Raw genomic sequence first — 13,908 nt, forward strand, 5'->3', positions numbered from 1 at the left:
GTACTCAATGTTTGCCTACCGTAAACCTAGAGCACAAAGTTCACAACGTTCTGACGGGAGGTTCTGATGTCTCCGCGATCGACTGACTGGTCCCCGCCGTCACCTCGCCAGTTGCCCGCGCTGCGCGAGCACCTGGCCGGATACGTGACGACCTGGCCGGCGCGCCTCTTCGTCGCGGATGCGCTGCGCCGCGGACGCGGGACGCTCCGGCCGATGGCCAGCCCAGAGGTCGGAGCCGGTCTCCTGCTGGAGGACGAACACCGGCGGTTGAGCGAGGCGGAGCTGTTCTACGTGACCGCCGACATCACCCGGCTGGTGCGCCAAGCCGCACCAAGCCTCCGAAACAAGTGGGACATTCAGCCACACGATCTTCCGGCCCCGACAGGCTTCATGCTTTTCGCCGAGCCGATGGCTGAGTACGTGCGCGAAGACGGAAAGCGCATCGACGTCGTCGCGGTGTCGTGGGGCGGGACCGAGCTGGTCACTTCAGGCACCGGTGGGCTGTGGGTGACGTTCTGGACCGTCACCGACTTCGCGGCCATCAGGCGCCTGGCGCGCGCCGCAGGGGCGAGCGCGGCCGAGGCGGAGTTGACAGCCCATCAGCAGAACGCGGAATTGACCTGGGACAACGAGCTCTACCTGCCGTGGGGATCCACTTCCGTCACCATTGCGCCCGGCGAGGGCGGCCGGGTGATCGACCCGACTTCCATCGCGGCCGCGGAGACGACGCTCGGCTGGCTGCAGACCGTGCACGCCGGTTGGATCTTCAGCACCCCGAACACCCTGACCGAAACCACCGAGGAGCACCTACCGCGAACACAGCGCATCCGCGCCGAGCGGGCCGGACACCGCGCCTCACCCGTAAGAGTGGTCTCCATCAGCCGGAAATCTTCGCCGAGGTCTGTTCGTCGAGGCGAGCCGACCGGCCGGAAGGTCAGCGTCCAGTTCCCGGTCGCGCCGTTCTTCCGGCGGCAGGCCTACGGGCCAGGCCATCAGCTTCGGAAGCTGATCCCGATAGCGGGCCATTGGCGTGGCCCGCTGGACGCCCCGGTACGCATCACGCAGAAAGTCAACGTCGTCGACACCGCGCCGACACCAGGTTCCGAATGAACCACCAGGTCAGCTTGCCCCGAACTCGCCGACGGGCCATCGGACACCCCACGTACCGCTGATGCGCAAGTCCGCTCTGGCGGCATCGGCGAAAGCGGTCACCGCACGCCGCAGCTCCCGGCGCCCGGACTCGTCGTCGACGCGGAAGTCTTCGTGGACTCGCCCACCGAAGGCGGGCCGGCTGCTCGCGTGGATGTCCCGCGTGATCTCGACCCGGGCTCGCGCGGCCGCGAGCAGTCGATCGAGCGTTGCATTCAGCTCTTCACCGCAGAAGAACGCGGTCCGGAGAACGGCGTCTTCGACCGCAGCCGAGAGCGAGGCCGGATCGACGGCATCGCGACCGTTCCAGATCGGCAGGTCGTGGAGCCGGTAAGACGCCGCCACCACCTCGGGGAACAGCACGCTCTTGCGCTGGACAACGACGTAGCGATCGGCGCCGTCGTCCGGCCCGATACCTGTCGTCATGGGAGGTCGTACCCCAGGATGTCCGCTACATCCTGCACGAAGTCGTCGCCGTCGACGCCGGGATCGCGGTCCTGGACATCCCATGCCGCATCGCCGAGCGCGTCCCCGCCGTCCGAAAACGCGCTCGCGACGAGGTCGACCAGCTCCCGGGCTTCCGGGCCGTCAAGGTCGAACCGCTTCGCCGCGGAGACCGCCGCCTGGTCGAGTTCGTGATCGGAGTACTCGTTCATCATCGGCTCCTTGACTCGGCCGGATTCCGGACGAACGAGTCACGTCGCCGCGACACCAAGATGATTCACCTTCCCGGCCGGCGAGCCTCCAGCGCGAGCCGAACCTCGGCACCTCGGAACGCCGAGGCCTCCCCGGCCGCTGCCGGGCGGAAGTGCCAAGCCGGGTGGTTCGAGCACGCCAGCGACCGCCGGCACCGGCACTGCTCGACCCGCCACCAGCCAATGTGCAGGATGCGCAACCGCACCCGCAGCCCGGCGATGGTTCGCTCGCCGAGCACAGCACGGATCCGGGACGCGACTTCGGCCGGCGTCGAGCCGTGCACCAGAAAATGGCCATGGGCTTCGAGATGGCCGGCGACCCACTCGACGTCCGCGACTTGCTGCATCGCCACCACCACCCGGCTCGTAATCGACTCACCGGAGACACGCTCGCGAGGACATCGGCCGATACAACCCGGTCGATCAGTCGTGATCGAGGGCCTCGACTTCGGCACGCCGCTCGGCCGCGAGCGTGGTCATCCAGGTGTCGAAGTCCTGCAGCCGGGCAAGCCGATGGGCCCGGGCGGGTTCGATTCGCGCATGCTGGCCGCTTGCCAGGGCCAACGACAGAACTTCGCCGTCAAGCCGCGCGCCGACGACGTGAAGCGCGCGCCGGCGAACGGCCTCGACGTCGAAACCCGGGAGACCAGTCTGCAACGCCGCGGGCACCACGAGCGGACGGATCCAGATCACCTCAGGGTCGTCCCGGTCACGACGGACGTGCCGCGCCAGGGCACTGCGGAAGACTTCTCGGTCGCCCTCGAGAACCACAAGCTCGGCTCCCGGCAGGTCCTCACCGGGGTCTTGCCCGCGCCCCGAAAGCAGATTCGTGAACGCGTTCCAGCATTCGTGATTCACAGCGTCACGACCTCCTCGATCGGTCTTCCGGCGATGGTGGTGACGCCCTTGGCTCTCAAAAGCGTCTTGATCTCATTGCGCTGGGAAGCGTTCCTGCAGAGGATGCGGCTGGGACCTTCCCTCCCGAGCAGGTGGATGCCGTCGCCGAACATGACCTCGTTGCCGGCGCTGGAAAACTTCGCGATCTTGAACGGATCACGTGTCGACGGCGACTTGCCGTATTCACCGGCTTTCGCCGGGTTGATCACACCGAAGGTGTCGGCGTTCGCACCGTAGTAGTCGGCACGGGCGAGCAATCGCTCCGGCTGGTCCCAGACCAAGGTGGTCGAATGCTCGAGCGACGCGCTCTGCCTCAAGCGCAAGAAGACCGAGGTCGCACCGCCGGTGAGCTTGTCCGCGTGTTCACTCTTCCCGATGCCTGTTGCCGTCCCCATCGTCGTGCGGCGCTCGGTCGACGCCAGAACGCCGGTGGCGAGCATCGCCTTCAACCCGGCGAAAGACGTCGAGTGTGTCAGCGATCGACCGGCGATCGCCGCTTTGAGCTTGTCGTTGGCGTTCCCTACATCAAAGCGGGTCCAGGCAAGCCAGCCGGCAGAGCGGCGAGGTGCCGGGTCGTAGCCGCGGCTCGTTGCGAGCGCGGCGCCGTCGGCGAAGCCGGTGGCTTTGGCTACCGCGTCGCGCAAGACCCGCACCTTCGCCGGCAGCGCGCGGGTGTGCGCTTCGAGCTGGATGTCCTTGGCGAACTTGGCCACCTGCAGGTCACTCATGCCGACTGCTTCGTGGGCGCGTTCGTGGAAGATTTCCTGTCGGACCATTTCCTCCAGATGATCCCCGGTCACTTGGGCGGCCACGACCTCGGAGTGCTTGCCCAAGCCCTGGGCGGTGACGTTGGCGACGAGGTAGCTGTGCTCGCCTTCGTCGCGGGTCATCGGCCGGTTGGCCAGGTTCAGCTGTCCGAGCCGGCGAACGACTTCCGGGCCTTGGCCTTCGCCGGCGGGAGCGATGATCTCGAGCCGGCCGCGCAGGCTGTACTCGGTGTTCGCCGGGTCGTTGACGCCGTAGGGACGGTAGACGGCCTGATAGCCCTCGCCGAGATCGATGGCGTACTCCTTGCCGAGCACATCGGTGGAGCGCGCGCCGGTCCAGCTGGCCTGTCCGGTGGCATCGTCCAGTGCCGGCTTGATGCGTGTCGCGTCGCGCAACACTGCGACCGCAGCCCCGCCGCAAGCCTCCGACGGCATCGCCGGGACCATGACGGTGACCATCGCGGTGCCGTCGTGCAGGAACGGTTTGGCGTGCTCGACCTGGGTGCCGGCTGCGACGGCTTGCTGAATGGCTTGAAGCAGGCCAGCGTAGTGATCGAGCATCGCCTGTTCGATCGGCGACGCGTCACCGATGTCTTCCGCGAGTTCCTTGATGACAGTCTCCGCGGCGGCGATCTTCTTCGCGGTCGTCTCGGGCACCTGACCCCCGGCGGCCAGGGTGCCATTCGCGATGTGGTGGTTGACGCTCTTGGCCGCGGTGATGATCTTCTCGGCGGCGTTGTGCTGCTCGTCGGCCGGCAGCCGGCCGGTGACCTGCTGCTCGACTTGCGTCGGCACCATCTCCGGGTTGATGGTGAGCGCTTCGAGCAATTTGGGCTCGGCGTCCTCGTCGACACGGGCGTGCAGCACGGTCCGAGGGCCCTGATCGCTGACGTAGCTGACCAGCGTGGCGGTCGAGGCGAGCAGGTCGGCGCCACCCACGAGGACGGGCTCGCCGTACGCGTGCCCGACGTCCGGCGTCAGCGGGATCGGTGTGACCGGGAACTGGCCCGGCTCGACCGGTGCCGGTTCTTCGGTGACCAGCGACAACGGCTCGACGGGGGCAACCGGCTCTTCGGCCTCGCCGGGTTCGCCACCGCCCGCGGGAACGATGGCGTACGGGGTGTGCGTGGTCTTGGCGTTGGTGCCCATCAGCCCTTGCCGAGGTGCTGCAGCGCCGCGGCAGAGGCGATCTTCAGGTCTTTGGTGAAAAAGCCGACGAAGTCACGCCTCAAGTTCTTCTTGCGCTCGACGGCGTGGTCGAGGAACGCCTCGGCGATCTGCCTGGTGGTCACAGCGGACTCGGCGACGCCGTGGGCCTTCGCCGCGCGAGTACGCATCGGCGCGATCCAAGTGAGGTTCTGCGCTGCACCGGCGTGGGCGACTGTGTGCAAGGTGGCTCGCCATTCGGCGTCGGGGACGGCTTCGAGCCGGCGGATGACCGAGTGCGCAGCCGCGGGGTTCACCTGCACGCCTTGCCCGAGCTGGCCGGAGAGGTGCGCGTCGTAGACCTTCTGGTAGACCGCCGTCGGGCCTGGCCGGTAACCGAGGCCGAGCTTGTCACTGCCGAAGAACTTGAACGCCTGGCCTTGGTCGATGGGTACGAGGCCGCCGGTCTTCGTGCGCAGGACGTTGTCGGCGTAGGCGTCGTGGTTCCCCAGTGCCCAGCTGGTGACGTGGAGTCGCACGATTTCGTCCACATCGGCCTGCGACCAGCTCGATGCGGTCCCCGAAATCGGCTTCGCTCCCGCGACCAAGGGCTGCACGCTGACCGGCTGGCCGTCGACTTGGGTGGCGTAGACCGGGACGGCCGGAAGCCCGGCGCGGGCGGCGAGCCGGGAAGCCGCTGCCTCGGTCTGGGTGATGGCTCCTCCGTGAGGGTCCCCTTCGCGTTTCGCCATCCAGGTCGCGCCGTCGGGTCCGGTGTGGAGGGTCTTCGGGTGGATGCCCCCGAGGTTCGCCGGCATGCCCGGTCCGAAATCCCAGGCCGCAACCGTGGCAGCGTCCATTGGCTTGGGAACGGCAGCGTGGGCGGCCTGGGCTTGCTGCAGAGCAGCGACGAGCTGAGCGTGCTGCCGCCCGAACCGGCTGGCCGGCTTGGCGTTCCAAGACGGACCTTTCGACACGGCCGGCTTGGGCGCAAGCTCGTTCTGGTCGGTGCTGACCGCCGCAGCGGACGCACTGAGGTGGCCTTGCAAGAGCTTGCCGAGCTTGGACTTGGTCGCCTTGGCGGCTTCCGCCGTGGTGGCGATCCCCGTGTCGCTGACGAACTTCCGCAGATCGCTGATCTTCTGGTCGTCGGCCCAGGCGAGCACCTTCGCTTGTCCTGCGTACATCACAGCCTCGTTGAGCGGGGCGACGGCGAAGGGTTCCCACGACCCGGCGGTGGTGTGGACCTCGGCGATCGCTTTCAGTTCCTGGGTCAACGCTCCGGCGTTCGACGTGACGATCAGACCGTTGGCGAGCGCGGCGCTGACGTTGGCGGCGCACGTGGCCGAGTTGGCCAGCAAGGCGGTCCGTTCGGCGACGGTCTCGGCGATGTCCTGGCGCTCGGCGGCCGGCGTCGACGCGCGAAGGAGTTGAAGCACCTGGTGCGTGCTGAGCGTCTGCAACTGCGCGTCGGTGATCTGTCCCTGCTGCTTCGCCGCGATCACGGCATTGCCCAGCTGAGCCGCGGTGACGGCGCCGAGGAGCTCGTCGACGTGGTGACGAGCCGCCGCAGTGGCAGTGCCGTAGTCGGCACCCGGCTCGGTGTTCTGGGCGGTGGCGATCCGGTTCTCCCAGTGGATCAGGTGCGCGATCTCCCCGGGTTCCGCGTCCGTACCGTGCTGGGCGACCAGAGTGGCTGCGTCGTCGAAGTGGGCTTGTACTTCAGCGAGGTCGGCTTCGGTCGCCGGCCAGCTGTCAAACCCGTCCGGCAACGCAGTGGCGGTCGTCGCGAGATCCCATTGCCCGAGGACCTTCCCGTTGATCGCTTGGCCGGCGCACAGGGCGTCGTGCCGCGCCTGCGCGAGAGCTTGGATCTTCTTCTTCGCTTCCGCAGGCACGGCCGGATCGAGCCACACGGCCAGTGGGTGTGGCGCCTGCCCGGTGAACCCGACCAGCGCGGGGTTCTCGAACCCGGTGGCCGCGGCGACCGCCTGAAGCTCATCGGAGGTGAGACCGGCCAAGTACTCGGCGCTGAGCAACTGCAGTTGCTGCTGGTACGGCTCCGCTGCGATGTCGGGAAGCTGGTTCTCGGCGGCAAGCGCCGTCGCGACGGCAGCCGAGAACACCCCGTAGCCTTCGACCGGATCGTCCGGCAGGTCTATCGCCGGCGGCCCGTACGGATCGTCCGGATCGACGCCGCCGGCCACGATGCCCGCGACGAACTTGAGGTCTTCCTCCGCGGCGTTGGCCGGTTCCTCGGCGTGTGCACAGACAGCGGCCAGGTGCTGCACGAGCGCGTCGTTCGCCGACGCGACGTCCTGGGAGACACCGGTCGGTGCGATGGCGTAGGCGGCGTGGCCCGCTTTGACGTTGGTCCCCATGGCCGCCTCCGGTCAGCGTGCCGATCCGAGAACGTCGTCGACCTGCGCGCGCACCGCGTCGGCGAGCACCCCACCGGTCGCGAACGGATCCACGCCAACCGCGGGAGCGATCACCGACTCGACCCATTCCGGTATCCGCTCGGGCAGTTCGCCGGCGTCTGCACCGGTCAGACGTCCTCGCCAGATCCGGGCGGCCACGTGCTCACGCGGAATCCACTCGACGAAGAACTCGGGTACGTCGGTGTCAAAGCCGAGAACACCGACCGGCGTGCTCGCCACCCCGTAGGTCGATGACCAGCCCAGCAGCACCCAAATCTGACGCGCCATCACGCGTCTCCCCCGCTCGTGACGGTGCCGTGCGGCAGCAGCGACGCCATGAACCGGACGGAGTGTGCGAAGGCGTCAGGGATTCGAGCATGGACGTCTTGGCGCCCCGCCGCGGTCATCACCGCCCCGTGCAGCGCGTACTGGGCCGGGTTCTGGCTGATCACGACGAGGCGGGCGCCGAACAGGTCGAGTGCGGTCTCGATGCGATCCCGCCGGGACAGGCCGTTGAGGATCACGACGAGGTTCGGTGGCAGGTTTTCGGCCAGCCAGGACAAGCCGGGCAGCGACCAGCTTTGCCAATTGCCGGTCTCCCGGACAGTCTGGACGTTCACCGCGACCGCGGCCGGCTCGGTTTCGATGGCCCAGCCGGCCAGGCGGCGCAGGTCTTCGAGGCGGTACCAGTAAAGGTTCGGCACGGCCGGGATCCCGGCCGCGGCGAACTCGGCGGCGACGATCAGCGAGCGGCGCATGTTGATCAGATGCTCGGCGCGGGGCCAGTTGCCGTAGATCGAGTAGTTCGGCGCCAGCACGAGCCCGAACCGCAGGGCGGCGATCCGGGTGATCAGCTCGTCGCGGTGCCGGGCGGTCCAGAACGCTTCGACGAGCGGGTCTTCGCCGTATCCGCTGAGGACGGTCAGCGTCGTGTCCGGCACCTCGATGATCTCAGCGGCGGTACGGCCGTCGGTCCAGCGCGGGTAAAGCGAGTGGATACGGGGAGAAAAGACCCGCCGCAGCCCGACGGCGTACGCCGGCCACCGCACCACCGCGTCGAGGTCGGCCACGCTGGAGCCGTCTATCTGCGGGATGAACGCCGGCAGCGAGGGCAACGGCGCGCCGACGGCAAGGTCGTCGAACTCGAGGGTTCCGCCGACGTCACGCATCCAAGCGTCGATGTCGGTGCGGGAGCCACAGCGGATCGGGCACGACCGGCAGTCCGTGCGGGCGCAGCCGCAGTAGGCGCAGTCGGAGTTGCAGCCGGAGCACAACGGCGCGATGGCGATTTCCTCTTCGGCGTCGACGTACCAGGGGCAGCGCCGGCAATCGCAGCGCGCCGCCGGCGCGCCGGGCATGCCGAGGAAGGCACTCATGCGACTGCTCCCTTGTGGACGACGTCGCCGAGCTGATCCAGCAACAGCGCGACCGAGCCGCGGTCGTGGTCCCCGAGCTCGGCACCCTGGACGAGGGCCAGCAGCAACTGACGCAGGGCGGCGAGGGTGCGCTCGACGAGCCGGGGGTCAACGCCGGCGACTTGCGCTTCGGGCTTCGCGCGGAGCTTGTCGGCGCGGGCAGCGTCGGCTTGCTCCTGGACACGCTCGGCTTCGTCCAGCGCTTGCTCCGGGCTCAGCTCGGTGTCGGCCGTAGCAGCGGCAAGCGCGGAGGGCAGCAGCCGGGTGCGGCCGGTGTCCTTCACCGCAGCCCAGATGTCCTGGGCGGCTTGCTCCCGGCCGCGGCGCAGCTCGACGAACCGGATGCGGGTGTGCAGGGACACCTTGGCCTCGTCCATCTCCTCCGCGACGTCGCGGGGCATCTCGGCGAAAGCGCGCACCAGCTCCCGGGCCTTGCGCGGGCTCAGCTGCAGGCCGAGCCGGGTCAGCACTTCCGCCCACGGCGCGGCGCAGCGGTTGTCGTTCCCGCGGATCCGCTCCATCGCGGTGAAGCGGGCGATCGGGTCGTCGATCGCGTAGACCTCGGCCGGAACGGCGTGGCCGCCGGCGAGGAGCTTGCCCAGCAGGACAGCGCAGCGGTCGAGCACCAGAGCAGCGGCGAGCTCACCGGGCCGCAGGCTCTCGCGGGCGAGGTTCTCGACCAGCTGCCAGATCCGCCGTTCCTCGTCCGACAGCGGGCCCGGGCACACGACCGCGGGCAGCGAAGCGAAGTGCGGGTTGTCCGGCCGGTTGACCGCGCCCCAACGGCACGCGCGCAGCCGCCGCTCGCCCGCGGCCAGCTTCATCGCCGGGTGAGTCCCGTCGCCGGGGTCGATCTCCTCGACCAGCACCGGCTGCAGCACGCCGACGCTCGCGATCGAGGAAATCAGGTCGGCGAGGTCGGCCGGTGTGGTGGCGTCACCGGGCAGCCGGCCCTGCAGTTCGGTGAACGGCGTGCCCTCGCCGCGCAGCGGCAACAGCGCGAACCGGCGCTGCCGCAACCGCGGCGACAGCCCGAACTGCGCCACGACCTCGATCGGTTCTTCGGTCATGAGAGCCTGCCGAACACCGTGACGTGCCGCGGATCGCCCAGTAGCGGCATCGCGACCGGCTCCAGCGGTCCATCCGCTCGCAGTCTCGGGAGCGTCGTCGCGATCATGTCGACCCGGCCCGCGGCCGCGATCACCGCCGGCATGGCGTCGGCGTGCGCCCGCAGGTCGGCCAGCCGGCGTTCGAGCAGGTGCTCCTTCGCTCCGGAAAGGACGATGAGGAGCCGCGGGAAGCGGGGGTAACGCTGTCGCCAGAGCGGACGGCCACCGGCTTCGGCCGGCGCGTGGTCGTGGTAGCGGATGTAGCCGCTGAGCTTGCGCGCCAGCCGCGCGACCGGCATCGTCGCCCGGTCCAGCTCGACGAACAGCGTGCGCTGGGACCGACGGCCGGCTTCCTCGAGCACGTAATGCAGGACCGCGTCGGCGATCACGACGCCACGCCGTTCCCCGGTCCGGTTCTGGAACGGGTGAGCGACCTCCGGAGTCCACGACAGCGGACCGCATTCGTCGCCGCGCCGCCGAGCGCATTCGACGAAAGCGAGACCGGTCTCGACGACGTCGAGCGTGTGCTCCTGCAGCAGATGAGCCACGGTCGCGCTGGGGAGGCGGTACGCGCGTGCGTCGACGCCGCCCGCGGCCTCGACGACCTCCGCGCCGGCGGACGTCACGTGCCAGGTGCGGGGCCGGTGCTCCCGGGTGATCCGGTCGGCCAGGCCCGCGCTTCGGAGGCCGGCGAGCTTCGCGCGGACGGTGATCGGGGACAGGGCTGGGTTCACCAAGCGCGCCACCTGGTCCGTTGAGACCAGCCGGTGCCAGTACAGGGTGGTCAGCGCGTCGCGCTGGAAGGTGTCCACGGCGATCACTCCACTGTCGAGGTCAGGTCGATGGCCGCACCGCTCCCCCGGGTCGGCGGGCGTCCTCTACGCGCAGGAGGAGCCGGCCGGCGGGCCTGCAGCGTCGCGAGGATCCGGTCGTCCAGGTCCTCGAGCTCGTCGAGCACCACACCGATCGGCCGCCGGGCGAGGTTGAGGTCGAGAGCTTCGTCGACGTCGCGGTTCCACTCGGGGTGGAAGTGCTCCGCGTATTCGTCGTCGACGTGCAGGCCGCGGATCTTGAACGGCGTGGTGCGCTGCCCGCCGAGGGTGACGGTGACGACGTGGTGGAACTGCTCCAGCTCGGTGACGGTCGACGGCTGCACCAGGCCGCCGAACTCGCGGGCCACGGTCCGAGCGCCATCGATCGCGGCCGCCGAAGTCATCAGCAACGACTGGTTCTGCAGCAACGCTCTGCGCGTCTCGGGTGCGAGCCGGTCGGGCATCTGGTTCATCGCGTGCAGTGCGACCCGGTACTTGCGCAGCTGCTCCAGGATCGCCGCGAGGTAGCCGCGGGAGGCACCGTCGACCGCGGCGAGTTCGTCGACGAACGCGTCGCACCTGCGCCGCTTCTCCACGGGGGTGTCCGCGCGAGAACGGCCGGCCCGGAACAGGTCGTAGATCATGAACGAGGTGATCAGCTTGTTCGTCTCGCCGGTGCCGGTCGTGCACACGAACACGATCCGCCCGGTGTCCATCGCCTTCCGGACGTCGTACGTCGTCACGGACGAGCCCAGGAACGCCGACAGCGTCGGGCTCGTGCGCAGCCGGTTGATGATGTTCGTGACGACCGTCGTCGCGTCGGGCGCGAGCTTCGGGAACGAATCCGTCCAGTACCTGCGCACACTCGGCTTCAGCACCGGCAGGACCGACTCTCGCCAAGTTTCGTCGTCCAGGATCGTGGGAATCTGGAAGATCGTCGGCGCGCACTCCGCCGGGAGCCGCATCGCGAGGTAGCAGAGAGCCTCGCAGGCCTTGGTGAGGATCGACTTCGCGCGTGGCGCCGCATCGCCCCAGCCGAGCGCGGCGGCGAACGACGTCACCACGGCGTCGACGCGGTCCTCGATGTCGGCCTCGGAGAAGCCGGCCATGCTGAGCGGGTTCCACCCGGGTAAGCGCTTACCTCGGCCACGCACGTCGAGGTTGACCTCCCAGAGCCGGCCACGCAGGCCGGGATCCGACAGGTAGGGCTTGGCGCGCTTCCACCCGTCGGCGTGGGGGTCGAGGAACCAGACGCCACCACCGAGGCGGGCGATCTCGATGGCTTGCCCCAATGCTTCCTCGGTCTTCCCGAACCCGGCTTTGCCGAACCGGGCCGAGAACAGCAGCTCCCGCAGGGGCACCCCGACCAGGCGCTCGTCACCGTTGACGTCGGTGACGTAGCCGAGCCGGACCAATCCGGTCCCCGGTCGGTACGTCGGTACCTCCCGTGGAGCCGGCAGGACCCAACCGCGGCTGCGCGCGATCGCCGGCGATTGGCACCGGCCGGACGGCGGCTTCAGCAGCGCGGCGATCTCGCGCGTCGTGACGAGGGAATTCGCCCTGGGCTTCGCCATCCCGGTGCGGAAGCGCCGGTCGAAAACCTTGCGCACCAGGACGGTGTCCGCGCCGAAGTGCCAGCCGAACACCCGGGGGCCACGCACCCGCCAGTAGTTCTCGCCGCGGTACACGTCGAACGCGCCGATCACGCTCCGCAGGTGGGCCTGCGCGCGGCCAGGGATTTCCGAGACACATCGAATCAGAACCTGGACAGCAAAAACCGGCTCGTCGGTCACGAACTTGTTCACCACGCGCTGAGCAGAGTTCGTCGCTTTCCGCACACGGCCTCCGGCTGCCGGACGCGCGACCGGCAAGAACTCGCCGAGCAGTTCGGCCGCGAACTCCGCGACTGCGCCGAACGACCCTGTCTCCTTTCGCCCGTCCTTCCAGCCGACGTCCCGTGCGTGATGGCGGATCCTGGCGGGCGTCAACGGAATGAGGTCGAGGCAGACGTCCACCGATTCACCGAGGTCCGGCCGGACGTCACCGACGGCGTTTGCCAGAGTCTGAAGTGGATCGTCCGGCCGGATCGGCAAGGCACGCAGGGGAACGTTGGCCGGCCCCGCCAGCACCAGCTCGGCGCGCGCCACGTGCAAATCAGGCGCTTTCGGTTCGTGATGCACGGCGGGTTCTCCTCCCACGAGCTCCTTGTCCGCAACTCGCAACACCAGACATGGGAGATGTCACAGGATTTTCATGCGGCAGAATCCGCGGGGTAAATTGCCATACGACCAAGCGGTCGCGTTCACCAACGCTCATCCAGCCGAGGAGTATTCAGTGGCTCAGAAAGTCCTCGTCGAGATCCTCGACGACATCGACGGCAGTGCCGCGACCCAGACCGTCCAGTTCGGTCTCGACGGCGTGACCTACGAGATCGACTTGTCGGACGAAAACGGTACCGCCCTGCGCGACGAGTTCGCCCGCTACATCACCACCGCCCGCCGGGTCGGTGGCCGGAAGGTCCGGGTGGCGACCGGCCAGTCGACCACGACCACCGCGAGCGACCGCGAGCGCAACCAGCAGATCCGCGCCTGGGCCAACTCCAACGGCTACGAGGTCTCCGAACGGGGACGTCTCTCCTCCGAGGTCATCTCGGCCTACGAAGCGGCCCAGGCGGCAGAAGCCGCGTCTCCTGCCCCGGCTCCGCGGAAGCGCACACCTCGCAAGAAGGTCGCCGCCGCGCGGAAGTAGCAATGTGGCCAGCAGATCACGGGGGAGAGATCACCGCTGCCGTCCGGTCGACGGCGAGGACGAACCACCCTCGCCGTCGACGACGGCACCTTCGGTTACCACCCGGCGAATCTCGACGTCGGGATAGACGAGCTTGCTGAGTACGCCGGTCACCGATTCGCGCCCCTCCACACTCATCACGACCTTCCCGAATTCTGGATCCGTGCTGAACCGGATTCGCACCCCGACCGCCGACTTCGGCACCCACCCGTGCACCGGCCGCACCCGGCCCAGCTGGTGCGCGAACCCCAGCACCGCTTGCGACGACGGATCGAAGGCCGACGTCGGCAACAGGTCGAACCGGACCCGGTTGCGGAGGTGGCGGGAACGGAAGAGTCGGTGGAGGACGAGGACCGCGATCAGGATCGCGGCAGCCGCGGCGGTCATCCACCAGAACGCGCCGCTCGCGAGCAGTTCTCCCAGCCGGAGCGCCTCCGGCGCGCTGTGTTCCGGCACGACCTGCCGGCCGTGCGTACCGGGGAACATGTCGGCATCAGGAGGCAACGTCGAAATCCCCGCGTGACCGGCAGCCCGTCCTCGTCGTCCGGGACGGGCGAACGCTGCGCCGATGCAGGGGTCAACGTTCATCTCAGTGGGCCTTTCTTCACGCTTGTCCTGTGACAGCTGAGACAGGTCGCCGACCCGCGGATTTACATGCACCGAACCCCGGCGCACAGTATTCTTTCGATCAGCCACCAGGGGAGGCAGTCA

15 protein-coding genes are annotated in these 13,908 nt (G+C 68.8%); 3 read left to right on the forward strand and 12 right to left on the reverse strand.

Annotated elements, in window-relative coordinates; all coding sequences use genetic code 11:
• Positions 1 to 111 precede the first annotated feature (111 nt).
• The gene (locus tag ACLJQM_RS30925) at positions 112 to 1,110 is read left to right on the forward strand and encodes a hypothetical protein (protein WP_410633855.1); all 999 of its coding nucleotides are present in this window, start codon (positions 112 to 114) and stop codon (positions 1,108 to 1,110) included.
• 9 nt (positions 1,111 to 1,119) lie between these two features.
• On the opposite strand, the gene ACLJQM_RS30930 is transcribed toward ACLJQM_RS30925, so the two are convergent.
• The 11 genes from ACLJQM_RS30930 to ACLJQM_RS30980 form a co-directional block, all read right to left on the reverse strand.
• On the reverse strand, positions 1,120 to 1,575 hold the full coding sequence (locus tag ACLJQM_RS30930; RefSeq protein WP_410633856.1) for a hypothetical protein: 456 nt from the start codon (positions 1,573 to 1,575) through the stop codon (positions 1,120 to 1,122).
• Positions 1,572 to 1,805 (reverse strand): hypothetical protein, encoded by a 234-nt coding sequence (locus tag ACLJQM_RS30935; RefSeq protein WP_410633858.1) that lies wholly within the window; start codon positions 1,803 to 1,805, stop codon positions 1,572 to 1,574. The genes ACLJQM_RS30930 and ACLJQM_RS30935 overlap by 4 nt, the downstream gene beginning before the upstream one ends.
• 65 nt (positions 1,806 to 1,870) lie before the next feature.
• Positions 1,871 to 2,191 carry a hypothetical protein gene (locus ACLJQM_RS30940; RefSeq protein WP_410633859.1) on the reverse strand — a complete coding sequence of 107 codons (321 nt, stop codon included), beginning with the start codon at positions 2,189 to 2,191 and terminating at the stop codon, positions 1,871 to 1,873.
• Positions 2,192 to 2,267: 76 nt separating this feature from the next.
• On the reverse strand, positions 2,268 to 2,702 hold the full coding sequence (locus ACLJQM_RS30945) for a hypothetical protein (protein WP_410633861.1): 435 nt from the start codon (positions 2,700 to 2,702) through the stop codon (positions 2,268 to 2,270).
• Positions 2,699 to 4,657, reverse strand: coding sequence for a hypothetical protein (locus ACLJQM_RS30950; protein WP_410633862.1), 1,959 nt, complete (start codon positions 4,655 to 4,657; stop codon positions 2,699 to 2,701). Before ACLJQM_RS30950 ends, ACLJQM_RS30945 begins: the two co-directional genes overlap by 4 nt.
• Positions 4,657 to 7,035, reverse strand: a complete 2,379-nt coding sequence (locus tag ACLJQM_RS30955) for a hypothetical protein (RefSeq protein ID WP_410633864.1) — start codon at positions 7,033 to 7,035, stop codon at positions 4,657 to 4,659. Before ACLJQM_RS30955 ends, ACLJQM_RS30950 begins: the two co-directional genes overlap by 1 nt.
• Positions 7,036 to 7,047: 12 nt before the next feature.
• Positions 7,048 to 7,362 (reverse strand): hypothetical protein, encoded by a 315-nt coding sequence (locus ACLJQM_RS30960; RefSeq protein ID WP_410633865.1) that lies wholly within the window; start codon positions 7,360 to 7,362, stop codon positions 7,048 to 7,050.
• Entirely contained in the window at positions 7,362 to 8,450 is a 1,089-nt protein-coding gene (locus ACLJQM_RS30965; RefSeq protein WP_410633866.1) for a hypothetical protein, read from the reverse strand. The genes ACLJQM_RS30960 and ACLJQM_RS30965 overlap by 1 nt, the downstream gene beginning before the upstream one ends.
• Positions 8,447 to 9,559 (reverse strand): ParB/RepB/Spo0J family partition protein, encoded by a 1,113-nt coding sequence (locus ACLJQM_RS30970; RefSeq protein ID WP_410633868.1) that lies wholly within the window; start codon positions 9,557 to 9,559, stop codon positions 8,447 to 8,449. The genes ACLJQM_RS30965 and ACLJQM_RS30970 overlap by 4 nt, the downstream gene beginning before the upstream one ends.
• Positions 9,556 to 10,410: a replication-relaxation family protein gene (locus ACLJQM_RS30975; RefSeq protein WP_410633870.1), complete on the reverse strand. Its 855-nt coding sequence runs from the start codon at positions 10,408 to 10,410 to the stop codon at positions 9,556 to 9,558. The genes ACLJQM_RS30970 and ACLJQM_RS30975 overlap by 4 nt, the downstream gene beginning before the upstream one ends.
• A gap of 5 nt (positions 10,411 to 10,415) precedes the next feature.
• Positions 10,416 to 12,116 carry an ATP-binding protein gene (locus tag ACLJQM_RS30980; RefSeq protein ID WP_410633871.1) on the reverse strand — a complete coding sequence of 567 codons (1,701 nt, stop codon included), beginning with the start codon at positions 12,114 to 12,116 and terminating at the stop codon, positions 10,416 to 10,418.
• A gap of 9 nt (positions 12,117 to 12,125) precedes the next feature.
• Between ACLJQM_RS30980 and ACLJQM_RS30985 the strand changes: the two genes are divergently transcribed.
• Entirely contained in the window at positions 12,126 to 12,686 is a 561-nt protein-coding gene (locus ACLJQM_RS30985) for a hypothetical protein (protein WP_410633873.1), read from the forward strand.
• 58 nt (positions 12,687 to 12,744) lie between these two features.
• Positions 12,745 to 13,158, forward strand: coding sequence for a histone-like nucleoid-structuring protein Lsr2 (locus tag ACLJQM_RS30990; protein WP_410633875.1), 414 nt, complete (start codon positions 12,745 to 12,747; stop codon positions 13,156 to 13,158).
• 30 nt (positions 13,159 to 13,188) lie between these two features.
• Here ACLJQM_RS30990 and ACLJQM_RS30995 read toward each other — a convergent pair whose 3' ends face one another.
• Entirely contained in the window at positions 13,189 to 13,893 is a 705-nt protein-coding gene (locus ACLJQM_RS30995) for a hypothetical protein (protein ID WP_410633876.1), read from the reverse strand.
• Between the last annotated feature and the right edge of the window lie 15 nt (positions 13,894 to 13,908).

This window comes from Amycolatopsis sp. cmx-4-83, from assembly GCF_046548815.1.
Lineage (GTDB): Bacteria > Actinomycetota > Actinomycetes > Mycobacteriales > Pseudonocardiaceae > Amycolatopsis > Amycolatopsis pretoriensis_A.

Coding starts and splice junctions, on each gene's coding strand:
- ACLJQM_RS30965 (WP_410633866.1), bottom strand. CDS start 8,450: ATGAGTGCCTTCCTCGGCATGCCCGGCGCGCCGGCGGCGCGCTGCGAT.
- ACLJQM_RS30960 (WP_410633865.1), bottom strand. CDS start 7,362: ATGGCGCGTCAGATTTGGGTGCTGCTGGGCTGGTCATCGACCTACGGG.
- ACLJQM_RS30930 (WP_410633856.1), bottom strand. CDS start 1,575: ATGACGACAGGTATCGGGCCGGACGACGGCGCCGATCGCTACGTCGTT.
- ACLJQM_RS30955 (WP_410633864.1), bottom strand. CDS start 7,035: ATGGGGACCAACGTCAAAGCGGGCCACGCCGCCTACGCCATCGCACCG.
- ACLJQM_RS30940 (WP_410633859.1), bottom strand. CDS start 2,191: ATGCAGCAAGTCGCGGACGTCGAGTGGGTCGCCGGCCATCTCGAAGCC.
- ACLJQM_RS30935 (WP_410633858.1), bottom strand. CDS start 1,805: ATGAACGAGTACTCCGATCACGAACTCGACCAGGCGGCGGTCTCCGCG.
- ACLJQM_RS30950 (WP_410633862.1), bottom strand. CDS start 4,657: ATGGGCACCAACGCCAAGACCACGCACACCCCGTACGCCATCGTTCCC.
- ACLJQM_RS30970 (WP_410633868.1), bottom strand. CDS start 9,559: ATGACCGAAGAACCGATCGAGGTCGTGGCGCAGTTCGGGCTGTCGCCG.